The organism is Tessaracoccus yangjingae, from assembly GCF_054483935.1.
Map to the genome: position 1 here is coordinate 1,442,915 of NZ_CM137014.1, position 22,144 is coordinate 1,465,058.

The following is a 22,144-nucleotide window of genomic DNA, read 5'->3' on the forward strand; positions in this document are numbered from 1 at the left end:
GCCACGAATGCCTAAGGAACACACCATGGCCGAGCGCCTCGCGCAGCTGGCCGAGAAGCGCGCCCACGTCTACGCAGGCGGCGGCGAAGGGAAGCTGCAGAAGCACCGCGACAAGGGCAAGCTGACCGCCCGCGAGCGGATCAGCGCCCTGGTCGACGACGGCTCCTTCCAGGAGACCGGCGCCTTCCGCCGCAACCGCACCACCACCTTCGGGATGGACCAGGCGGATATGCCCGCCGACGGCGTGGTCACCGGCTCCGCCTACGTGCTCGGACGCCCGGTGCACCTGGCCAGCCAGGACTTCACCGTCATGGGTGGCTCGGCCGGCGAGGCGCACTCGATCAAGGTCACCGAGAGCCTGAAGGCGTCGCTGACCACCGGCACGCCGTTCGTCTTCATCAACGACTCGGGCGGCGCCCGCGTCCAGGAGGGCATCGACTCGCTCTCCGGCTACGGCAAGGTGTTCTACGCCAACGTGCTCCTGTCGGGCGCCGTGCCGCAGATCTCCATCATCTCCGGCCCCTGCGCCGGCGGTGCCGCCTACTCGCCCGCGCTGACGGACTTCATCATCCAGACGCGCAAGGCCCACATGTTCATCACCGGCCCCGGCGTGATCAAGCAGGTCACCGGCGAGGACGTGTCGCAGGACGAGCTGGGTGGCGCGGATGCGCACATGGCGCGCTCCGGCGTGGTGCACTTCGTGGCCGACGACGACGAGCAGGCCATCCTGATCGCCAAGAAGCTGCTCAGCTTCCTGCCGCAGAACAACACCGAGGACGCCCCCATCGTCGATCCCGACGACGTGGTGGAGCCCAATCCGAAGCTCCGCGACATCCTGCCCGTCCAGTCCAACAAGGGCTACGACGTGCGCGAGGTCATCACCGAGATCGTGGACCACGCGGACTTCCTCGAGGTGCAGGCCGGCTGGGCGAAGAACATCGTGGTGGGCTTCGGCCGGATCGTGGGCCGCACCATCGGCATCATCGCCAACCAGCCCAGCGTCATGTCCGGCGTGCTCGACATCGACTCCTCGGACAAGGCGAGCAAGTTCGTCCGCTTCTGCAACGCGTTCAACATCCCCGTCGTGAACCTCGTCGACGTCCCCGGCTTCCTGCCCGGCGTCGCCCAGGAGCACAACGGCATCATCCGCCACGGCGCGAAGATGCTGTACGCCTACTCCGCGGCCACCGTCCCGAAGATCACCGTCGTCATGCGCAAGGCCTACGGCGGCGCGTACCTGGCGATGTGCTCAAAGGACCTGGGTGCGGACAAGGTGCTCGCCTGGCCCACCGCCGAGATCGCGGTGATGGGCGCCGAGGGCGCGGCCAACGTCGTGTTCCGTCGCGAGATCGACGCGGCTGAGGACAAGGCGGCGCGTCGCGCCGAACTGGTCGAGGAGTACCGCGAGACGTTCTCCACCCCGTACATGGCCGCGAGCCGTGGCCTGGTGGACGACATCATCGATCCCGCCGACACCCGTCGCGAGATCGCCATGGCCCTTGAGCTCCTCGTCGGCAAGCGCGAAGTGCGCCCCGCCAAGAAGCACGGCCTCGGCCCGGCCTGATCGGGGGATCGACGATGGAAGACACCACGCTGCAGGAGTTGCGCGACGCTGTCGCCGCACTCACAGAGAAGGTCGCCGCGCTCGAGGCCCGGGTCGAATCGCTCGAGGACTGCCGCCAGATCCCGGAGGCGGACATCATCGCCATCGGGGCCGCGGTGGCCGCCTACTTCGGCCACAAGGCCAAGGTGCGGGCCATCCGCTACGGGTCGCAGACCAGGTGGGCCGCGGCCAGCCGCGCCCGCGTCCACGACCGCTCCGTCCCACACGTCCGCTGACACAGCCACAGGAGAACCAATGAAACTGAAGGTCACCGTCAACGAGACGGAATACGAGATCGACGTCGAGGTCGAGGAGGAGGAGCGCCAGGGGATGGGGCCGGTGATCATCGGCGTCAACGCCGGTGCCAATCCCATCCCGACCAAGGCCTCCGTGTCCGCGGTCAGCTCCAATGCCGTCGTGGCCCCGCTGGCCGGGTCGGTCGCGCGCGTGCTGGTGAAGGTCGGCGACGAGATCGAGGCAGGGCAGGTCCTGCTCCTCCTCGAGGCTATGAAGATGGAGACCGAGATCACCGCCCCCGCCGCGGGCGTCGTCTCGGCCATCCTCGTCGCCCCCGGCGACGCGGTCCAGGGCGGGCAGGCGCTCATCGAGCTCTGACCGACCGCAGATCTAAGACGGGCCCCGGGTGCAGCCGCACCCGGGGCCCGTCGCTGTGCGCCGGCGAGGATCAGCCTGGCTGAGCGGCCTCCAGATCGTGGAGCGGGTCCGGCCTCGTTCTGGCAGGCTGGAGCAATGACCGAGTTCACCTTCGCCACCGCCACGTCGATCCGGTTCGGGGTGGGGGTCGCGGCTGAGTTGCCGCACCACAGCCGCCGCCTCGGCGAGCGGCCGTTCGTCCTCACCGGCCGCAACACCCACCGCCACGCGGAGGTGCTCCGCGACATCTCCGACGTCGGCTCCTTTGCCCTGAGCGGCGAGCCCAGCTTCGACGACGCCCGCGCGGCGGTCGGCGCCGCGCGCGAGGCCGGGGCGGACCACATCATCGGCATCGGCGGGGGAGCGGTGGTGGATCTTGCGAAGGTGGTGGCCGCGCTGGCCGCGGGCGACACGGACCCGATGGACCACGCCGAGGTGATCGGCGGCGGCCACCCGCTGCCACACGCCTCGCTGCCGTTCCTCGCCCTGCCCACCACGTCCGGCACCGGTTCGGAGGTGACGGCCAACGCGGTGCTCACCTCCGTCGAGCACCGGGTGAAGGTGTCGTTGCGTGGCCCCTCGATGCTCGCGACGGTGGCGCTGGTGGACCCGGCCCTCACCGTCTCATGCCCCCCGCTGGTGACGGCGCAGTCGGGCATGGACGCGCTGACCCAGTGCCTGGAGCCGCTCACCTCCCGCTTCGCCAACCCCATGGTCGATGCGCTGGCCACGTCCGGGCTCCGTGCGGCGGCCCGCGGGCTCGCCCGCGCAGTGGCGGAGGGTGAGGACCTGGAGGCCCGCACCGACATGGCGTACTGCTCGCTCATGGGCGGGCTCTCGCTGGCCAACGCCAAGCTCGGCGCGGTCCACGGCTTCGCGGGGCCGCTGGGAGGAGTCACGGGAGCCCCGCACGGGGCCGTCTGCGCGGCCCTTCTGCGGGTGGTCACGCGCACCAACATCCACGCGATGAGCACGCGCGAGCCAGGCAACCCCGCCCTGCAGAAGTACGTCGTCGCCGCGGAGGCGCTCACCGGCCGACCACAGGACGCGGATCCCGAGCGCGTCGGTGAGACCCTGGACGCCTGGCTCGAGGATCTCAAGGAGAGCCTGCAACTCCCCGGGCTGGCCGAGTTGGGGCTTGCCGAGTCGGACCACGACGCCGTCGCCGACGCGGCCATGAAGGGCAGCTCGATGAAGGGCAACCCGATCACGCTGACCCGCGACGAACTCCTGGCGATCCTCCGCGACGCGGCATGACGGGTGGGCCTGGCGGCCCGGTACGCTGAACGACACACTGCGGCTTCCGGCCCTGGCGCGAACTCAAGGAGGATGGGTGGACCACGACGACGCTCAGCAGGCGGACCCATCACTCACGTCAGGTGAGCAGGCCCCACCAGTGGCCAGCGGCCCGGAGGCCGATCCGGCCGCCACCGCGGCGTCGATCCCTGATCCCCGGCCGGGCCGCCCCAGCGACGCGCTGCCCGGGCCGGACCCGCTGGAGCCCGTCGACCGCGCCGACGTCATCGGACAGGGCGGCCGCTGGCTCGCGCTGTGGGCGGGGCGCTTCCTGCTCATCGCGCTGGCACTCGCCGCGCTGGGCTGGGCGTTCGGGCAGTTCTGGGACGGCATCCTGCCCGTCCTCCTCGCCCTCCTGCTCACCTCCGTCCTCTGGCCTGCGACGGCGGCCCTCAAGCGCGCAGGTGTCCCGTACGCGCTGGGCGCCGCGATCTCCCTGCTCGGCGGCGTCGCTATCATCGCCGGCCTGATCGCGAGCATCGCTCCGAGCGTGGCCAAGCAGTGGCCCGAGCTGTCCTCGCAGGCGGTGGAGGGAGTCCGCCGGCTGCAGGAATGGGCGGCGGGACCGCCGCTCAACCTGCGCGACGAGCAGCTCAACGACTGGATCACGCAGGGGCTGGACTACCTCCAGTCCCGGGCCGGGCAGATCTTCTCGCAGGCGCTCAGCCTGGGGGGCAGCGTCGGCAACGTGCTGGTCACCCTGGTGCTCATGCTGGTGCTCACCTTCTTCTTCCTCAAGGACGGCGCCAGCTTCCTGGGCTGGACCCGGAAGGTTGTGGGGCGCCGGGCCGGCTTCCACGCCACCGAGCTCCTGACGAGGCTCTGGGGCACCGTCTCGGGCTACATCCGCACCCAGGCCATCGTCAGCTTCGTCGACGCATTCTTCATCGGGCTCGGGCTGGCCCTGCTCGGCGTGCCACTGGCCTTCCCGCTCGCCGTCATCACCTTCATGGCCGGCTTCATCCCGATGGTGGGGGCCGTGACGGCCGGCGCCTTCGCCGTGCTGGTGGCCCTGGTCTCCAACGGGTTCACCACGGCACTGCTGGTGCTGGGCCTGATCCTCCTGGTCCAGCAGCTCGAGGGCAACGTCCTCCAGCCCATGCTCCAGTCCAGGGTCATGCAGCTGCACCCGGTGGTGGTGCTGCTCGCCGTGGTGCTCGGCAGCGTGTGGTTCGGCATCATCGGAGCCTTCCTGTCGGTCCCCGTGGCCGCGGCACTCGCCGTCGTGTTCCGGTATCTGGGAGATCTCATCGACCTGCGGACGGGCGAGAGGTCAGCCGACGAGATCCAGTGGGCCACGGCCGACGGCCACGTGGTGGCCAGCGAGTCCGTGCGGGCCGCCCAGTTCTTCAACGCTCTGGTGAAACTGCGGCGCACCCGGCACGCCGAGGAGGTGGCGGCCGCGGCCCCCGGGGACGCGGCTCCCGGGGACGAGCACGCCGACGGCGCCCACGCGTCGTGGATCGACAGGATGCGGCGGCGGCGCACCTGACGCGGGGTCACCGCGGCTGGCGGTACACCTTGTGCTGCGCCGCCTGGGCCCGGGGGCGGATCGTCAGCCGATCGACGTTGACGTGCGACGGGCGGGTGGCCATCCACGTGATCGCGTCCGCCACGTCCTCGGCGGTCAGCGGCTCCGCCACGCCCTCGTAGACCGCGGCGGCGCGCTCCTCGTCGCCCCCGAAGCGCGTTACGGAGAAGCCCTCGGTGCGCACCATTCCAGGGCAGATCTCCGTGATGCGCACCGGCACGTCGTAGAGCTCCAGGCGCATGGACTCGACGACGGCGCGCTCGCCCGCCTTCGCGGCGCAGTAGCCGGCGCCGCCCTCGTACCCGGAGTCGGCCGCCGTCGACGTGACGAACACGATGACGCCCTCCGCCGCGACCAGCGCCGGGAGGAGCGCCTTGATGACGCGGGTGGTGCCGATCAGGTTGGTCTGGATCATGGCGGACCACGCGTCGAGATCCGCGTCGCTCACGGGCTCCAGCCCCAGGGCCCCTCCGGCGTTGTTGACCAGCACGTCCAGGCTGTCCCCGACCGCCGTCGCCAGGCGGGCCACGTCGTCGTCGACGGTGATGTCGCACTCGACGGCCAGCCCGCCGATCTCCGCGGCGAGCGCCTCGATGCGATCGGCCCGGCGCGCGGCGCAGACCACCCGGTATCCCTCACGGGCCAGCATGCGCGCGCTGGCCGCGCCGATCCCTGAACTGGCGCCTGTCACCACAGCTGTCTTCATGCTCGTCACTCTAGCCACCAGGGATGGCCCGCGCCCGGACGCGGCGATGGGCGCCCGGTCACCCGAGCGCCCATCGATGAAATTCAGGTCAGCGCTTGCCCTGGTTCTTCACTGCCTCGATCGAAGCGGCGGCGGCCTCGGGGTCGAGGTACCGGCCGCCGGGGGTGACCGGCTTGAAGTCCTCGTCGAGCTCGTAGAACAGCGGGATGCCGGTGGGGATGTTCAGCCCGGCGATCGCCTCGTCCGAGATGCCGTCCAGGTGCTTGACGAGCGCGCGCAGCGAGTTGCCGTGCGCCGTCACCAGAACGGTCTTGCCCTCGGCCAGGTCCGGGACGATGTGCGCCTCCCAGTACGGCAGCATGCGGTGCACGACGTCCTTCAGGCACTCGGTGCGGGGCCGGTCCGCCTCGGGGATGTCCGAGTAGCGCGGGTCGTGGTGCTGCGAGAACTCGTCGTCGACGTCGATCAGCGGCGGCGGGGTGTCGTAGCTGCGGCGCCACAGCATGAACTGCTCCTCGCCGTACTGCGCCAGGGTCTGCGCCTTGTCCTTGCCCTGCAGCGCCCCGTAGTGGCGCTCGTTCAGGCGCCAGCTGCGCTTCACGGGGATCCAGTGACGGTCGCAGCCGTCCAGCGCCAGGTAGGCGGTGTGGATGGCGCGGCGCAGCAGGGAGGTGTGCAGGATGTCGGGCAGCAGGCCTTCGGCCTTGAGGAGGCCGGCCGCAGCCTTGCCCTCCGCGATGCCCTTCTCGTTGATGTCCACGTCCACCCAGCCGGTGAACAGGTTCTTGGCGTTCCACTCGCTCTCGCCGTGGCGGAGCAGGATCAACTTCGCGGTCATGCCGCAAACCCTACAGGCGATGACGCCGCCGCTGTCGGGCAGGGATGCGAAAGGCCGGCGCGCCCCCCAGGGAAGCACGCCGGCCCGTCACGTTGATTCAGGCGTTGGGCCAGTCCTCGCCCTCCGGCACGTCTCCGGTGGTGATGTAGATGACGCGCCGGCCGACGGCGACGGCGTGGTCCGCGAACCGCTCGAAGTAGCGGCCCAGCAGGGCCACGTCGACTGCCCCCTCCACCGAGATGCCGGAGTTCTCACCCAGCATGAGCGTGAACTGCTCGCGCCGCAGGACGTCCATCCGCTCGTCGATCTCGACCAGGCGCTGGGCGGCGACGGCGTCGCGCTTCTGCAGCGACTCCCGCGCCAGCCCGACGATCTCGATCGCGATCTGCGCCATCTCCCGGAAGCTGCCGGTGAACTCGTCCGGCACCGCGTTGGCCGGGTAGCGCAGCCGGGCGATCTTCGCCACGTGCGCGGCGAGATCACCCATGCGGGCCAGCTCGAACACCACCCGGATGGCCGAGACGATGGTGCGCAGCTCCCCGGCGACGGGGGCTTGGAGCGCCAGCAGGGAGAGGCACTTGTACTCCATCTCCTCGTGCATCCGGTCCAGCTCGGCGTCGTTGGTGATGACTGCCTCGGCCCGCGTCAGGTCTGCCGTCAGCAGCGACTCTGCGCCCTCGCGGATGGCCACCTCAACCAGTTCCGCCATGGAAACGAGGTTGTCGATGATGGAGTCGAGCTCCTCGTGGTAGCTGGTGCGCATGTGCGGGCTCCTTGTGTGTCAAATCAAGAGTGAGTCTAGCCGTGGCGGGGACCCACCCGAACGCTATTGACCCCGGGTAGCAGGGCGTTTCCCCCCGATGAACCCACGGTGAACAGCCGGTGAAGTCTGCACGACGACGCCCATCGCCGGCCCATCATGGACCGGACGGCCCGCGCGTGGCCCCATATGATGAAGGCATGCACCCAGCCCTCGCCGGACTCATCGGGGCCGGTGTGATGTTGCTGGTGTGTCTCTTCGCCTACCTGCTCCTGCGCGGGCGCCAGGACTGGCGGCAGCTGGAGGCCCAGCGCATGGCCGCCAAGGCCTCGCTCGAGTTGCGCGACGTGCTGGACACCATCGCCTCGGGTGCGGTGCTGGTAGGGCCCCACGACGAGATCCTCATCGTCAACGAGACCGGGGTCGCGCTCAATCTCGCGCGCGGCAGCCGGGTGGGCTTCCCCGAGCTGCTCGAGCTGGTCCGGCAGGTCCGCTCCTCGCAGTTGCCCTACCGCGGCCCCGTGGTGAGGGATCTGCACCCGGGCGCGGAGCGGCTCGAACTGACCACCCGCATCGCCCCGATGATCGACGACAACGTGCTCGTGATCGCCGAGGACGAGTCCTCCCAGAAGCGGGTCGAAGCGGTGCGGCGGGACTTCGTCGCCAACATCTCCCACGAGTTGAAGACCCCCATCGGGGCGATCTCGGTTCTGGCCGAGGCCATCGACGCGGCCAAAGATGACCCGGAGAGCGTGGAGCGGTTCGTGGCGCGCATGCAGCTGGAGACCGCCCGCCTCGCGGAACTGGTCAACCAGATCATCGACCTCTCGAGGCTCCAATCCACCGACCCCCTGCTGAGCCGTGAGGTGGTGGACGTGGCAGAGGTGGTCGCCGAGGCGATCTCCCGCTCCCAGGAGAGGGCGAACCAGCGCGGCGTCTCGCTCATCCTCGCGCGCACCACGCATGCCAGCGTGATGGGGGACCGGTGGCAGCTCGCGGACGCGGTCACGAACCTGGTGCAGAACGCCATCAACTACTCCGACGAGAAGGCGCGCGTCACCCTCAGCATCCTTCCCGTCACCGCGGACGGGGACGAGTTCGTCGAGATCAAGGTCTCCGACAACGGCATAGGCATCAAGCCCGAGGACCAGGAGCGCGTGTTCGAGCGCTTCTACCGCGTGGACTACGGGAGGTCGCGGCAGAGCGGCGGCACCGGGCTCGGCCTGTCCATCGTGCGGCACATCGCCAACGCGCACGGCGGCACGGTTCGGGTGTGGTCCCGCCCGGGCCAGGGGTCCACGTTCACCGTGCGGCTGCCCGCCTACCTGGGCCCGGAGCCCACAGACACCGACCCGGACACAGACGAGGAGGCCTAGATGACCCGCATCCTGATCATCGAGGACGAGGATTCCTACCGCGACGCGACCAGCTTCATGCTCCGCAAGGAGGGATTCGACGTGGTCACCGCTGCCGACGGCGCGGAGGGCCTCGCGGAGTTCGACAAGGTGGGCGCGGACCTGGTCCTGCTGGACCTGATGATGCCCGGCATCCCCGGGGTGGAGGTGTGCCGCCAGCTGCGTGCGCGTGGGAACGTCGCGATCGTCATGGTCACCGCCCGGGACTCCGAGGTCGACAAGGTGGTGGGCCTGGAGCTGGGGGCCGACGACTACGTCACCAAGCCGTTCAGCCACCGCGAGCTGGTGGCCCGCATCCGGGCCGTCCTGCGCCGCGGCCAGGACATGGTGCTGCTCCCGGATGTGGTCGAGGTGAGCGGGGTGCGGATCGACGTGGAGCGCCACCAGGTCAACGTCGACGGTCAGGACGTGCGCCTCGCGCTACGCGAGTTCGAGCTTCTGGAGCTGCTGCTGCGCAACGCCGGACGGGTGATGACGCGGGGGCAGCTGATCGACAGGATCTGGGGGAGCGACTACGTGGGCGACACCAAGACCCTCGACGTGCACATCAAGCGGCTCCGTTCGAAGATCGAGCGTGATCCGTCGAACCCCGAGCGCCTCGTCACCGTGCGCGGGTTGGGCTACAAGTTCGAGGGGTGAGGGCCCGCCTCAGGCGTTGGCCTGCTCCCATGCCTCGGCGAAGTCGGGATGATCGGCCGACACCACGGGCACGCTGAGCTGGACGCTCTGCCCGCCGTCGAACTGCACGGACACCTGGGCGAGACGTCCCACGATCAGCTCCGAGGTGTTGAACGAGGTCTCCGAGCCGTCGAGGATGATGGTCCTGCCCTTGGGGATCTCGGCCTCGAACGGGACGGCGTTGAGCTCGCCGAAGGAGCCGTCCTCCAACTCGGCGGCGTAGCCGAGGCCGACCACCTGGGCGGGCTCGTCGCGGGAGGCGATGCCGCCGACGATCATGCCGGCGCCCTCGCCGTCGGTGAGGACCACGAAGTTGCGCAGCTTGAGGCCGCCCTGGTCGGTCTGGACCCCTGCGGCGGGCGGCGCGCCGTACTCCCACTGGCCGGCCGTGCAGCCGCTCAGCGAGGCGGCGAGCGCGACGGTGGCGACGAGGGCCGCGGTGCGGCGCAGGGTCTTGCTCATGGGTCCTCCGGCTGTGGGGGCGTGCGGCTAGGCACATCCTAACCGGATCGGCGCTGCGTGTACCACGAAGCCTCCACCGGTGGGCCCCTGGGGTGGCCTAAGACGCGCGGTCTGGGCCGTTGTGGCGCGGGCTGCTAGAATCGAGGCTGGGAAAGGGGTCAGTGAGAATGACTTTTTCGATCGGTGAAACGGTGGTCTACCCCAATCATGGGACGGCTGTCATTGAAGACATCGAGAACAAGACCATCAAAGGCGAGGACAGGCTCTACCTTGTCCTTCGCGTCATCGGACAGAACGACCTGGTGATCAGCGTTCCAGCGTGCAACCTGGACCTGGTCGGCGTGCGGGACGTCGTGGATGCAGACGGACTGGAGAAGGTGTTCTCGGTGCTCCGCGCTGAGCACACCGAGGAGCCGGCAAACTGGTCCCGCCGGTTCAAGGCCAACATGGAGAAGCTGCACTCCGGCAACGTGATCAAGGTCTCCGAGGTCGTCCGTGACCTCTGGCGCCGTGACCGCGACAAGGGCCTCTCCGCAGGTGAGAAGCGGATGCTGGCCAAGGCCCGCGCCATCCTGATCGCCGAGCTCGCGCTCGCCGAGCAGACAGCAGAGGACAAGGCCGAGATCATGCTCGACGAGGTCCTCGCCTCCTGATACAAAACCAGACATCGTAGTGTCACAGCTTGATAAGCCGGTCGTCGCCGTTGTGGTGGCGGCCGGTTCTGGTTCCCGGCTCGGCGCCGCCCTGCCGAAGGCGCTGGTCGAACTCGACGGCGTCCCCCTCGTCCGCCGCGCCGTCGACGCACTGGCAGACGGCGGCGTGACGCAGGTCGTCGTCACAATTCCCGACGGCATGGCCGAGCCGTTCGGGCGCGCCCTCGAGGGCGCCGCGCTCCCCGTGACGTGCGTCGTGGGCGGGGCCACCCGGCAGGACTCCGTACGGATCGGCCTGGCCGCGCTCGACGCGCCGGACCACGCGGTGGCGCTCGTGCACGACGCGGCCCGCGCGCTGGTGCCGCCGGGCGTGGTCCGGGCGGTCGCCGTCGCCGTGGCCGAGGGCGCCGAGGTGGTCATCCCCGTGGTGCCGGTGGTGGATTCGATCCGTCGCGTGGAGCAGCACGGCTCACACGTCGTCGACCGCGCCGACCTGCGCGCGGTGCAGACGCCCCAGGCGGCCCGCCTCGACGCACTGCGGGCCGCGCACGCGCGGGTCGCGGCCGAGGGGATCGAGGTCACCGACGACGCGGCCGCCTGCGAGCACGCGGGGCTGCGCGTCACCCTCGTCGCGGGGCACCGCGACTCGTTGAAGGTCACCGAACCGATAGACCTGGTGCTGGCCCGGGCCGTCCTGGCCGAGCGGCGGAGTACACACACAGAGGAGCAGCCATGACCCGGGTAGGCATCGGCACGGACGTCCACCGGCTCGAGCCGGGCGTCGAGCTGTGGGTGGCCGGCCTGCACTTCCCGGACGAGCCCGCCGGCCTCGCCGGTCACTCCGACGGCGACGTCGCCGCCCACGCGGCCTGCGACGCCCTGCTCGGCGCGGCGGGCCTGGGGGACCTGGGCAGCAACTACGGGACCGCTGAGCCCGAATGGGCCGGCGCCAGTGGCGTGGCGTTCCTGACCGAGACGGCCAGGCGCGTCCGCGCCGCCGGCTACCGGATCGGCAACGTGGCCATCCAGGTGATCGGCAACCGGCCCAAGCTCGCGCCCCGGCGCTCGGAGGCGGAGCGGCTGCTGAGCGCCGCCGTCGACGCCCCGGTCACGGTGAGCGCCACCACCACCGACGGGCTGGGACTCACGGGTCGCGGCGAGGGGGTCGCGGCCATCGCCGTGGCGATGGTGTCCGTCGAGGCCTGACGGCGTGCGATAGGTTGCTGCTACCCGAGAGGAGGGCCCGCGATGAGCCGTCGTGCGCGTTGCTGGATGCTGGTCGCCGCCGCCCTGACGCTGCTGGCGTGGCCGTCCGCGGCCGTCGCGCAGGAGGGCTCGGGCACCGCTGAGGTCGTCGCCCGCGTGCAGGAGGACGGAAGCGTGCGCGTGACGCAGACGCTCACCTTCGACGCCCCCCGCGACGAGATCACCCAGGTCCTCGCGCTCCACCGCGACATCGACGCCTCCAGCTACCACCGGTTCCGCATCACCGACGTCGCGGCCACCGTCGACGGGCAGAGCGCCGACCTCGCCACCGCCACCACTGAAACGCACGTCGAGGTCAGGGTGGGCGTCGACGGGGTGGGCCCCGTGACTCTGACGTACGTGGTCGACGGCGCCACGCGCCTCGCGCAGGGGCAGGACGGCGAGCTCACCGTCATGGAGTGGCCCCTCGTCCAGGGCCTTCCCGTCGGCCTCACCCTCGTCGAGGGCAGCGTCGAGGGGCCCAGCACCCCGGAGATGATGGACTGCGAGGCCGGCCCGCCCGGCACGGTGGGCCGGTGCGCGGCGCTCCTCGGCGGCACCTTCGACCAACCCGGCGTGGCCTTCCAAGACGGTCCCCGCGGCCCGGGCGACGAGGTGGTCCTGACGGTGGCCTACCCCGCCGCCGAGGTCGCGGCCACTGATGACGTGCAGGTGCGGTGGAGCCTGGACCGCGCCTTCGAGGTGTCCTGGCCGTCGGTGCTGGCGGCCCTGGGGACGGCGCTCCTCGGAGCCGCGGCGGTCTACCTCCTCCATCGTCGTGCAGGCCGGGACTCGGCGCCGGCCGAGGCGCGGGCCATCGGCTCGTTCACCGCCGTCGGGCCCGGTGAGTCGGTGTTCCGTGTGCCGGAGGGGGTGCGCCCCGGCCACGTCGGCACGGTCGCCGACGAGCGGGTGGACCCCGTCGACGTGACCGCCACCCTGGTGGATCTCGCCGTGCGCGGTCACCTGCGGATCACCGAGCTGCCGCGGCCGAGCCACGGACTCCTCGACTGGACGCTCGAGCCGACGGGCGCCCCCGTCGACGACCTGGCGGTGTTCGAGAAGGAGCTGCTGGCGGCGGTCGCCCCGGCGGGGGAGCCCACGCTGGTGTCGCGGCTGGCCGAACGACTCGAGGATCGCATCGAACGGATCCAGGACGCCCTGTACGACGACGTGGTGGCGCGCGGCTGGTTCGAGCGACGCCCGGACTCGACCCGCTCCTCCTGGCGGACCAGGGGGTACGTGGTCCTCGGCCTCGCGGCGATGGCGGCCGCCCTGCTGGTCGCGTTCACCACGCTGGGGCTCGTGGCGCTGGTGCTCCTGGCCGTGGGCGCCGCGGTGGTGTGGGTCGCCGACCGTATGCCGCGCCGGACGGCCGCTGGGGCGGCGCTGCTCGGCGGCCTGGGGGCCTTGTCCGCGCTCCTGGCCACCCACGCGACCACGGAGATGCCGCGCGGCCGCGAGCTCGAGGAGATCTCGCGGCTGCTCGGCTACACCGTCGTGCTGGGCGGGAGGGACCGCTGGCTGGCGGCCATGGTGGCCGCCGACGATGACGACACGGTCCCCGATCCCGCCGTGCTCGACTGGTACCACGCGCCGGAGACGTGGCACCTGCAGGACCTGCCGGCGTCGATGACGCAGTTCATCAACACCGTGCAGGGCGCGCTCTACTCCCGCTGACCCGTCCTCAGACCTCGAAGCCGGGGTACAGGGGGTGCATGCTCAGCAGCCGGTCCGCCTCCGCCAGCGAGCCCTGGCGGGCGTCGTCGGTGAGCTCGTACTTGGCCTTGCTGGGGGTCCCGGCGCTCGTCGTCGTGGGCGTGGTGGCGGTGAGGACTCCGGAGATCATGTCCGCGACCGCATCCATGTCCGACTCGGTGAATCCGCGCGACGTGAGCGCAGGAGTGCCGAGGCGGACACCGGTGGTGTACCAGGCGCCGTTCGGGTCGTGGGGGACCGCGTTGCGGTTGGTGACGATGCCGGACTCGAGCAGCGCTGCCTCCGCCTGCCGGCCCGTGAGCCCGAACGAGCGCACGTCCATCAGCACGATGTGGTTGTCGGTGCCGTCCGTGACGAGCTTCACGCCTCGGCGCATCAGGCCCTCGGCGAGCGCCTTCGCGTTGTCGGCCACCTGCTGCGCATAGGTGCGGAACTCCGCCGTGCGGGCCTCCGCCAGTGCCACGGCCTTGGCGGCCATGACGTGGGACAGGGGGCCGCCGAGCACCAGCGGGCAGCCGCGATCCACGGAGGGCGCGAACTCGGCGGTGGCCAGGACCATGCCGCCGCGCGGGCCGCGCAGGGACTTGTGGGTGGTGGTGGTGACGACGTGGGCGTGGGGCACCGGGTCCTCGTCCCCGGTGAACACCTTGCCGGCCACCAGGCCCGCGAAGTGGGCCATGTCCACCATCAGCACGGCGCCCACCTCGTCGGCGATCTCGCGCATCTTGGCGAAGTTCACCCGGCGCGGGTAGGCGGAGTAGCCCGCCACCAGGATCAGGGGCTTGAATTCCCGCGCCTGGGCGGCGAGGGCGTCGTAGTCCAGCAGCTGCGTCTCGGGATCGGTGCCGTAGGAGCGCTGGTGGAACATCTTGCCCGACACGTTGGGGCGGAAGCCGTGCGTGAGGTGGCCGCCGGCGTCGAGCGACATGCCCAACAGCCGCTGGTCGCCGAAGCGGCGGCGCAGCGTCTCCCAGTCCGCCTCGGACAGCTCGGCCACGCCCTTGGCGCCGAACTCGGCGAGGGCGGGGGACTCCACCTTGTGGGCGAGGATGGCCCAGTACGCGGTGAGGTTCGCGTCGATGCCCGAGTGGGGCTGCACGTAGGCGTACTCGGCGCCGAACAGCTCACGCGCGTGTTCGGCGGCCACGGCCTCGACCGTGTCGACGTTCTGGCATCCCGCGTAGAACCGGTGCCCCACGGTGCCCTCGGCGTACTTGTCGCTCAGCCAGGTGCCCATGGTGGCGAGCACCGGGAGGCTGGCGTAGTTCTCGGACGCGATGAGCTTCAGCGACGCCCGCTGATCGGTGAGCTCCTGCCGCGTCGCCTGCGCGATGCGGGGCTCGACCTGCTCGATCATGCCGAGCAGGGTCCGGTAGGCCGACGAGATCGACTCGAGATCGCTCACAGTTCTCCTTGGGTTCACGGGTGTGGGACCAAATCTAGTCCTCCCGCGGCCCCGGGGCACTCCCGGGGCTGGCGGCTGGACGGCGCCAGGTCACTCCGACGGGGTGATCCCGGAGCGTTGCTGGCTCACCTCGTACAGGGCCACCGCCGCCGCGACGGAGGCGTTGAGCGACTCGATCCCGCTGGCGATGGGGATGGAGACCAGCGCGTCGCAGTGCTCGCGCACCAGGCGGGCCAGGCCCTCGTCCTCCGAGCCGACGACGATGACCAGCGGCCCGTCCACGCCGGGGGCGCCGGAGACCGGCACCTCGCCCTCGCCGGCCAGGCCGATGACGGTGAAGCCCATCTTCGACGCCTGCTCGAGCGCGCGGTTGAGGTTGGTCGCCATCGCGATGGGCAGCCGCGCCGCGGCGCCGGCCGACGTCTTCCAGGCGGCGGCGGTCATCGACGCGGAGCGCCGCGACGGGATGATCACGCCCTGGGCCCCGAAGGCCGCCGCTGAGCGCACGATGGCGCCGAGGTTGCGGGGGTCGGTGATGCCGTCGAGGGCCACGACGATGCCGTCGACGTCCAGCGCGTCCGCCAGCACGTCCTCCGCGTCGGCGTACTCGTAGGCCGGGAGCTGGACCGCGACGCCCTGGTGCACCAGCCCGCCGGTCACCCGGTCGAGCTCGGCGCGGGTCACCTGGAGCAGCGGCACGCTGTGCTCGGCGGTGAACTTGAGGATGTCGCGGAGGCGGTCGTCGCGCTCGGCGCCCTCTGCCACGTAGGCCTGCTTGATGGGCAGGCCGGCCGTCAGCGCCTCGTAGACGGGGTTGCGTCCCACCACCCAGTCCGCCCCGGCGGGGGTCTTCGTCGAGCGGGGCCGGCCCTGCTGCTTGCGTTCGGCGGCCTGCTTCGACTTGTACGCCTTGTGGTAGGTCCGGTCCTCCGCCTTGGGGGTGGGCCCGCGGCCCTGGAGGGAGCGCCTGATGCGGCCGCCGGAGCCTGCCGCCTTGTTCTTGCCCTTGCTGGTCGCGCCGCGGCGCGATGAGTTGCCTGCCATCTACTTCTTCTCCAAGCTCCACCGGGGGCCGGTGGGGGTGTCTGTGATCTCGAGGCCGAGGCCTGCGAGGGTGTCGCGGATGGCGTCTGCCGCCGCCCAGTCCTTGGCCTGGCGCGCCGCGGCGCGTTGGTCCAGGAGCGCGGCGACGAGCCCGTCGACGACGGGGGTCAGATCGGTGCCGGCGGCCGTGGCCGACCATTCGGGGGCGTCGGGATGGAGCCCGAACACCCGCAGCATCGCGCCCACCGCGCCCGCGAGGGCGGCGACGCGCGGGCCGTCGCCGTCGGCAAGCGCCTGGTTGCCGGCGCGGATGGCGTCGAAGAGCGCGGCGACGGCTCCGGGGGTGCCCAGGTCGTCGTTCATGGCGCGCTCGAACGCGGTCAACTGCGGGACGCCGGTCGGCTCCGCGGCGGAGCCGACGCTCTCGGCGGCCCGCGCGACGAAGGAGTCGATCCGCTCGATGGCCTTCTCCGCCTCGGTCAGCGAGCCGCGGGTGCCGTCGTCTGCCGGGGAGAACTCGATGGTGGAGCGGTAGTGGGGCGCGAGCAGGAAGAACCGGACGGCGCGCGGGTTGTAGGTCTTCGTGACCTCCGAGACCAGCGCGGTGTTGCCGAGCGACTTGCTCATCTTCTCCCCGGCCATGGTGACCCAGGCGTTGTGCATCCAGTAGCGCGCGAAGCCCTTGCCCGCCGCGGCGGACTGCGCCAGCTCGTTCTCGTGGTGCGGGAACCGCAGGTCCACGCCGCCGCCGTGGATGTCGAAGGTGTCGCCGAGGTACTTGCCGGCCATGGCGGAGCACTCGAGGTGCCAGCCGGGCCGGCCACGGCCCCACGGCGAGGGCCACGACGCCGTCGCCGGCTCGCCCTCCTTGTGCCCCTTCCAGAGCGCGAAGTCCCTGGGGTCCCGCTTGCCGCGGGGGTCGGCGTCAGCGGCGGCCTCCATCTCGTCGACCTTCATGCCCGAGAGCTCCCCGTACCGCGGCCAGCTCTTGACGTCGAAGTAGACGTCACCGGATCCGTCGGGCGCCGGGTAGGCGTGGCCCCGCTCGATGAGCGCCTCGGTGAGCTCGATCATCTCGGGGATGTGGCCGGTGGCGCGCGGCTCGTAGGTGGGGGGCTTGCAGCCGAGCGAGGCGTAGGCGTCGTGAAGCTCGCGCTCGAAGTGGTAGGCGTGGGCGAACCACTCGACCCCGGCCTCGGCCGACTTCGCGAGGATCTTGTCGTCGATGTCGGTGACGTTGGCCACGACCGAGACCGTAAGGCCCTGGTGCTCCAGCCAGCGGCGGAGGACGTCGAAGACCACCTCCTTGCGGATGTGGCCGAGGTGCGGCGACGCCTGGACGGTGAGCCCGCAGTGGTAGATCGACACCTTGCCTGCCGTCATCGGGACGAAGTCCCGGACGGTGCGGGTTGCGGTGTCATAGAGCTTGAGCGTCACAACAGGTGAGTCTACTGGGCGGGGGGCCGGGAAGCCGCCGGCTGGGGACTGGTTGAAATGTGTACTATCCTGGTCTCGTGAGCCTCAACGTATCGATCTGGTCCGACATCGCCTGCCCCTGGTGCTACATCGGGAAGCGCCGCTTCGAGAGCGCCCTGGCCCGGTTCCCCCAACGCGAGGAGGTGAAGGTCCAGTGGCGCAGCTACCAGCTGGACCCGTCGCTGCCGGACCACGACCATCGCAGCGAGGTTGAATACCTGGTGGCGGCCAAGGGCATGCCGGCCCACGCGGTCCAAGGGATGATCGCCCACGTCACGGAGCAGGCCGCGGGCGAAGGTCTTGACTACGACTTCGATGCGTTGGTGGTCGCCAACTCGCGCCGCGCGCACCGCGTCCTGCAGGCCGCCAAGCGGGCCGATGCCGCCGACGGGGGCGGCCGGACGGACCGGCTGAAGGAGGCGCTCCTGTCGGCCCACTTCGAGGGCGGACGCAACATCGGCGACGTCGAGGTGCTCACCGAGTTGGCGGACGCCGCCGGGCTGCCGGCCGACGAGGCCCGCGGCGCCGTCGACTCCGAGGACCTGGAGGCCGCCGTCGAGCGCGACATCGCCGAGGCCGCGGCCATCGGCGTGCGCGGAGTGCCGTTCTTCGTCTTCGACGACAAGTACGGGGTCTCCGGCGCGCAGCCCCCCGAGGTGTTCCTCCAGGCGCTCGAGGTGTCCTGGTCCGAGCGGACGCCGTCGCTCATCACGATCGACGGAGGCGCGGGCGAGGCCTGCGGCCCCGACGGCTGCGCCTGACCCGTCCCGGCGTCAGCCCTTCTTCTTCTTCGCCTTCTTCTCCGCCTTGGCGCGCAGGGCGTTGATGTCGAAGCCCGCCATGACCGGGATGTCCGGATCGTTGGCGCCGTCCTCCCAGGGGTCGTACGGTTTCTCGTCGTTGTCGTCGGCGTAGCCGTGTGAGGGGTCGTACTTGTTGGCCAGCTCGCTGCCGACGGGCTCGACGTTCATCATCTCCTCGTCCGGCAGCTGCGTCAGCACCTCGTGGATGTACCCGGCCGCGGCCTCCTCGGTGGGGACCTCACGGTTCTCGCGCTGCGACTGGTACCAGCGGTAGTCCAGCACCTCGTGGAAGAACTGGGCGGCGTCGCGCTTGGCCCGCAGATCCGCCGGGATGCGGGTGACGGCGGGCTCGAACACCTCCACCAGCCACTTGTGGGCCGCGACCGATTCCGCCGCGTGGGGCGCGTTCTTGGCGCGGAAGGTGTCCATGTCGTTGAGCAGCCGCCGGGCCTGGTGCTCCTCCGCGTCCAGCCCGGTGAGGCGCATCAGGCGCCGGGTGTGGTGGCCCGCCTCCACGACCTTCGGCCGCATCCGGATGGTGCGCCCGTCGGGGGACGCGTCGACGTCGATCTCCGCCACGTCGAAGCCGAGCGCGTTGAGGCGCCGCACTCGACCCTCCAGCCGGTACAGCTCGGAGCCGTCGAACTCCTCCTCGCCGGTGAGCTCGGCCCACAGCTGCTGGTAACGGTCCTCGATGGTGCTCACGAGCCACTGGGGATCCAGCGACGCGTCGAGGATGCCGCCGGCCTCCAGGTCCAGGAACTCGCCGAACAGGTTGGTGCGCGCGATCTGCAGGTCGTGCGCGCGCTGGCCGGGGGTCAGCGTGTCGTGCAGCTCGCCGGTCTCCGCGTCCACCAGGTAGGCCGCGAACTCGCCGGCGTCGCGGCGGAACAGGATGTTCGACAGCGAGACATCACCCCAGTAGAAGCCGGTGAGGTGGAGCCGGGCGAACAGGGCGACCATGGCGTCCAGCAGCCGGTTGACCGTCTCGTGCTTGACGCCCGGATAGAACAGGGAGCGGTAGGGCAGGGAGAAGGGCAGGTGCCGGGTCAGCAGGATGGGATCCAGCGGGTCACCGTCGGAGTCCACGCGGCCCAGGACCACGCCGACGGGGTCCACCGAGGGCACCCCGAGCCGCTTGAGCTCGGTGAGCATGCGGTACTCCTGCACCGCCACCTCCTCGAGGATCTCCTTCGCCGCGAAGATCTCCTCCCCGACGGCGAGGAAGCGCACGACGTGACGCGAGATGCCGCGGGGGAGGGCGACGAGGTGGCGCGCGGGCCAGTCCAGCAGCGGAACCTGCCAGGGCAACTGGAGGAGGTCCGCATCGGGCTTGGCAGCGAGGAACCGGGGCACGGCCCGAGTCTAGTGCGCGCCCGCCCCGGCTGCTCGCTCGAGCGCCTCAGCCACCACGGCGACCAGGTCCTCCTCGGACTCGATGCCGACGCTCAGCCGCAGCAGCCCGCCGCCGATGCCGGCGATCTCCCGGGCCTCGGGCGTCATCCCGGCGTGCGTCATGGTCTCCGGGTGACACACCAGCGACTCGACGCCCCCGAGCGACTCGGCGAGGTGGAACACCTGCAGGCCGTCGAGGAACCGGTGCACCGCGTCGACGCCGCCGGCCAGATCCAGCGAGACGAGCGAGCCGAAGCCGCTCTGCTGGCGGGCGGCGACGTCGTGGCCGGCGTGTGAGGCCAGGCCCGGGTAGTGCAGCGCCGCGACCGCGGGGTGCCCGTCCAGCAGGCGCACGAGGGCCTCGGTGTTGGACTCGTGCACACGCAGCCGCGCGTCGAGCGTGCGCAGCCCGCGGAGGGTGAGGTAGGCGTCGAAGGGGCTCGACGTGAGGCCCAGCGCGTTGGCCCACAGCCGCAGCTTGGCGTGCACCTCGGGATCCGCCGCGACAGCGACGCCCCCCACCACGTCCGAGTGCCCGTTGATGAACTTGGTGGTGGAGTGGATGACGATGTCCACCCCGTGCTCCAGCGGGCGCTGGAGCAGCGGCGAGAGGAACGTGTTGTCCGCCGCGACGAGGGCGCCGACGGCGTGCGCCCGGGCGGTCGTCGCCGCGATGTCGGTGATCCGCAGCAGCGGGTTCGACGGCGTCTCGATCCACACCAGTGCGGGGGAGCGGTCCAGCGCCTCGTCCAGCGCCGCGCCGTCGTTGAAGTCGACGAAGTCCACCTCGAACCGCCCCTGCGAGGCCAGGAACGTGAACAGCCGCCAGGTGCCGCCGTACGCGTCGTGCTGGACCACCACCCGGCCCCCTGCGGGCACGAAGGCCTCGGCCACCAGCGTGATGGCCGCCAGGCCGGTGGCGACGCTCGTCGCGCCGGCCCCGCCCTCGAGCGCCGCCAGGGCGTCGTTGAGGACGTCCCTGGTGGGGTTGCCCGAGCGGGTGTAGTCGTACTCCCGGGGCTCGTCGAAGCCGTGGAAGGTGAAGTTCGTGCTCAGGTAGAGCGGCGGGACCACCGCCCCGTAGGTGGGGTCCACCCCCAGCCCGGCGCGCATGCCACGCGTCCAGCGTCCAAGCTCAGCCATCTCTCGCTCCTCTGTGCAGACCCTGGAAAAAATAGTGGAGCCCCGGCGGACCGGGGCTCCACTACAGCTGGATTTCGCTCTCAGGAGAGCGACCGCGCGCTCAGGAGAGGCGCTCCTCCGTCTTGTTGCTGAACACGTGCACGGCCTCAGGCGCGGCCGCGAGGCGGACGACCTCACCCTTGTGGGGTGCGGTGCGGGCGCCGACACGGGCGACGAACTGCTGCTCGCTGACGATCTCGTCCTCGTGCGAGGAGGCGAGGGTGCCGTACAGGAACGAATCCGCGCCGAGCTCCTCGACGACCGCGATGTGGAGGCCGATGCCCTCGTCCGCAACGCGGAACGCCTCGGGGCGGATGCCGATGGTGAGGGTGTCCTCGCCGTTGGCGGCCTTGGCCAGGGTCTCGCGGGGGACACGCACGACGTAGTCGCCGACCTGCACGCCGTCCTCGACGCGCTTGCCGGAGATCAGGTTCATGGCGGGGGAGCCGATGAAGCCGGCGACGAAGAGGTTCTTCGGCGCGTCGTACAGGGCGAGCGGGGTGTCGACCTGCTGGAGGATGCCGTCCTTCATCACCGCGACGCGGTCACCCATCGTCATGGCCTCGACCTGGTCGTGGGTCACGTAGACGGTGGTGACGCCGAGGCGCTGCTGCAGCGCGGCGATCTGGGTGCGGGTGGACACGCGCAGCTTGGCGTCGAGGTTCGACAGCGGCTCGTCCATGAGGAAGACCTGCGGCTGACGCACGATGGCGCGGCCCATGGCGACGCGCTGACGCTGGCCACCGGAGAGGGCCTTCGGCTTGCGGGTGAGGAAGTCCTCGAGGCCGAGGAGCTTCGCGGCCTCCTGGACGCGACGCTCGCGGTCCGCCTTGGGCACGTTCTGCATCTTGAGCGCGAAGCCCATGTTGTCAGCGACGGTCATGTGCGGGTACAGCGCGTAGTTCTGGAAGACCATGGCGATGTCGCGGTCCTTCGGGGGAAGGTCGGTGACATCGCGGTCCCCGATGAAGATCGAGCCGGAGTTGACCTCTTCGAGGCCGGCCAGCATGCGCAGGGAGGTGGACTTGCCGCAACCCGAGGGGCCGACAAGAACCATGAACTCGCCGTCCTCGATCTCGAGGTTCAGCTTGTCGACGGCGGGGCGATCGGTTCCGGGGTAGACCCGGGAGGCGTCGCGGTAGCTAACGGTGGCCATAGCCATATTCCTTTCCACGGGCAGGTACGTGCCCGACGATCCGTAGTGGATAGGAACCTGTTTTCAGGTGTTCCTGGGAGGGAACTTTACACGTCGGGCTCGCCGTTTCCATACCGGGGGTCC

General features: G+C 70.8%; 22 protein-coding genes. 12 read left to right on the forward strand and 10 right to left on the reverse strand.

Going from position 1 to position 22,144, the window contains the following annotated elements; genetic code table 11:
• Positions 1-7 precede the first annotated feature (7 nt).
• The 5 genes from ACX1D3_RS06130 (at position 8) to ACX1D3_RS06150 (ending at position 5,045) form a co-directional block, all read left to right on the forward strand.
• Positions 8-1,564 carry an acyl-CoA carboxylase subunit beta gene (locus ACX1D3_RS06130; protein WP_458996102.1) on the forward strand — a complete coding sequence of 519 codons (1,557 nt, stop codon included), beginning with the start codon at positions 8-10 and terminating at the stop codon, positions 1,562-1,564.
• Between the two features lie 14 nt (positions 1,565-1,578).
• The gene (locus ACX1D3_RS06135; RefSeq protein ID WP_458996103.1) at positions 1,579-1,839 is read left to right on the forward strand and encodes a hypothetical protein; all 261 of its coding nucleotides are present in this window, start codon (positions 1,579-1,581) and stop codon (positions 1,837-1,839) included.
• A gap of 19 nt (positions 1,840-1,858) precedes the next feature.
• Positions 1,859-2,218 carry a biotin/lipoyl-containing protein gene (locus tag ACX1D3_RS06140; RefSeq protein WP_458996104.1) on the forward strand — a complete coding sequence of 120 codons (360 nt, stop codon included), beginning with the start codon at positions 1,859-1,861 and terminating at the stop codon, positions 2,216-2,218.
• Between the two features lie 135 nt (positions 2,219-2,353).
• Positions 2,354-3,514, forward strand: a complete 1,161-nt coding sequence (locus ACX1D3_RS06145; RefSeq protein WP_458996105.1) for an iron-containing alcohol dehydrogenase — start codon at positions 2,354-2,356, stop codon at positions 3,512-3,514.
• Positions 3,515-3,590: 76 nt separating this feature from the next.
• The gene (locus ACX1D3_RS06150; RefSeq protein ID WP_458996106.1) at positions 3,591-5,045 is read left to right on the forward strand and encodes an AI-2E family transporter; all 1,455 of its coding nucleotides are present in this window, start codon (positions 3,591-3,593) and stop codon (positions 5,043-5,045) included.
• A gap of 7 nt (positions 5,046-5,052) precedes the next feature.
• Here ACX1D3_RS06150 and ACX1D3_RS06155 read toward each other — a convergent pair whose 3' ends face one another.
• From ACX1D3_RS06155 to phoU, 3 genes are all read right to left on the reverse strand, one after another.
• Complete coding sequence (locus ACX1D3_RS06155) at positions 5,053-5,790, reverse strand: SDR family oxidoreductase (protein WP_458996107.1); 738 nt, start codon at positions 5,788-5,790, stop codon at positions 5,053-5,055.
• An 88-nt stretch (positions 5,791-5,878) separates the two neighbouring features.
• Positions 5,879-6,628 (reverse strand): phosphoglyceromutase, encoded by a 750-nt coding sequence (locus ACX1D3_RS06160; RefSeq protein WP_458996108.1) that lies wholly within the window; start codon positions 6,626-6,628, stop codon positions 5,879-5,881.
• A gap of 97 nt (positions 6,629-6,725) precedes the next feature.
• Positions 6,726-7,391, reverse strand: a complete 666-nt coding sequence (phoU, locus tag ACX1D3_RS06165) for a phosphate signaling complex protein PhoU (protein ID WP_458996109.1) — start codon at positions 7,389-7,391, stop codon at positions 6,726-6,728.
• Positions 7,392-7,588: 197 nt separating this feature from the next.
• On the opposite strand from phoU, the gene ACX1D3_RS06170 reads away from it, so the two are divergent.
• Positions 7,589-8,764: a sensor histidine kinase gene (locus tag ACX1D3_RS06170; protein WP_458996110.1), complete on the forward strand. Its 1,176-nt coding sequence runs from the start codon at positions 7,589-7,591 to the stop codon at positions 8,762-8,764.
• Positions 8,765-9,442: a response regulator gene (locus ACX1D3_RS06175; protein WP_458996111.1), complete on the forward strand. Its 678-nt coding sequence runs from the start codon at positions 8,765-8,767 to the stop codon at positions 9,440-9,442. It abuts the gene before it with no gap.
• Positions 9,443-9,451: 9 nt separating this feature from the next.
• On the opposite strand, the gene ACX1D3_RS06180 is transcribed toward ACX1D3_RS06175, so the two are convergent.
• Positions 9,452-9,943: a hypothetical protein gene (locus ACX1D3_RS06180; RefSeq protein WP_458996112.1), complete on the reverse strand. Its 492-nt coding sequence runs from the start codon at positions 9,941-9,943 to the stop codon at positions 9,452-9,454.
• Between the two features lie 167 nt (positions 9,944-10,110).
• Here ACX1D3_RS06180 and ACX1D3_RS06185 point away from each other — a divergent pair, with 167 nt between their 5' ends.
• From ACX1D3_RS06185 to ACX1D3_RS06200, 4 genes are read left to right on the forward strand one after another with little or no spacing between them, the layout of a single operon-like run.
• Complete coding sequence (locus ACX1D3_RS06185) at positions 10,111-10,596, forward strand: CarD family transcriptional regulator (protein WP_458996113.1); 486 nt, start codon at positions 10,111-10,113, stop codon at positions 10,594-10,596.
• 19 nt (positions 10,597-10,615) lie between these two features.
• Positions 10,616-11,332: a 2-C-methyl-D-erythritol 4-phosphate cytidylyltransferase gene (ispD, locus tag ACX1D3_RS06190; RefSeq protein WP_458996114.1), complete on the forward strand. Its 717-nt coding sequence runs from the start codon at positions 10,616-10,618 to the stop codon at positions 11,330-11,332.
• Positions 11,329-11,802: a 2-C-methyl-D-erythritol 2,4-cyclodiphosphate synthase gene (ispF, locus tag ACX1D3_RS06195; protein ID WP_458996115.1), complete on the forward strand. Its 474-nt coding sequence runs from the start codon at positions 11,329-11,331 to the stop codon at positions 11,800-11,802. Before ispD ends, ispF begins: the two co-directional genes overlap by 4 nt.
• A 42-nt stretch (positions 11,803-11,844) precedes the next feature.
• The gene (locus ACX1D3_RS06200; RefSeq protein ID WP_458996116.1) at positions 11,845-13,521 is read left to right on the forward strand and encodes a DUF2207 family protein; all 1,677 of its coding nucleotides are present in this window, start codon (positions 11,845-11,847) and stop codon (positions 13,519-13,521) included.
• A 7-nt stretch (positions 13,522-13,528) separates the two neighbouring features.
• Here the strand turns inward: ACX1D3_RS06200 and ACX1D3_RS06205 are convergent, their stop codons facing one another.
• The 3 genes from ACX1D3_RS06205 to cysS form a co-directional block, all read right to left on the reverse strand.
• Complete coding sequence (locus tag ACX1D3_RS06205) at positions 13,529-14,965, reverse strand: glycine hydroxymethyltransferase (RefSeq protein ID WP_458996117.1); 1,437 nt, start codon at positions 14,963-14,965, stop codon at positions 13,529-13,531.
• A gap of 90 nt (positions 14,966-15,055) precedes the next feature.
• Positions 15,056-16,009: a 23S rRNA (guanosine(2251)-2'-O)-methyltransferase RlmB gene (gene rlmB, locus ACX1D3_RS06210; protein ID WP_458996118.1), complete on the reverse strand. Its 954-nt coding sequence runs from the start codon at positions 16,007-16,009 to the stop codon at positions 15,056-15,058.
• A complete protein-coding gene (gene cysS / locus ACX1D3_RS06215; RefSeq protein ID WP_458996119.1) occupies positions 16,010-17,446 on the reverse strand; it encodes a cysteine--tRNA ligase in 1,437 nt (478 codons plus the stop codon).
• Positions 17,447-17,523: 77 nt separating this feature from the next.
• Between cysS and ACX1D3_RS06220 the strand changes: the two genes are divergently transcribed.
• Positions 17,524-18,246 (forward strand): DsbA family oxidoreductase, encoded by a 723-nt coding sequence (locus tag ACX1D3_RS06220; protein WP_458996120.1) that lies wholly within the window; start codon positions 17,524-17,526, stop codon positions 18,244-18,246.
• Between the two features lie 12 nt (positions 18,247-18,258).
• On the opposite strand, the gene ACX1D3_RS06225 is transcribed toward ACX1D3_RS06220, so the two are convergent.
• From ACX1D3_RS06225 to ACX1D3_RS06235, 3 genes are all read right to left on the reverse strand, one after another.
• Positions 18,259-19,644, reverse strand: coding sequence for a DUF4032 domain-containing protein (locus ACX1D3_RS06225; RefSeq protein WP_458996121.1), 1,386 nt, complete (start codon positions 19,642-19,644; stop codon positions 18,259-18,261).
• A gap of 9 nt (positions 19,645-19,653) precedes the next feature.
• Complete coding sequence (gene metB, locus ACX1D3_RS06230) at positions 19,654-20,826, reverse strand: cystathionine gamma-synthase (RefSeq protein WP_458996122.1); 1,173 nt, start codon at positions 20,824-20,826, stop codon at positions 19,654-19,656.
• Positions 20,827-20,926: 100 nt separating this feature from the next.
• Positions 20,927-22,021 (reverse strand): ABC transporter ATP-binding protein, encoded by a 1,095-nt coding sequence (locus tag ACX1D3_RS06235; protein ID WP_458996123.1) that lies wholly within the window; start codon positions 22,019-22,021, stop codon positions 20,927-20,929.
• Between the last annotated feature and the right edge of the window lie 123 nt (positions 22,022-22,144).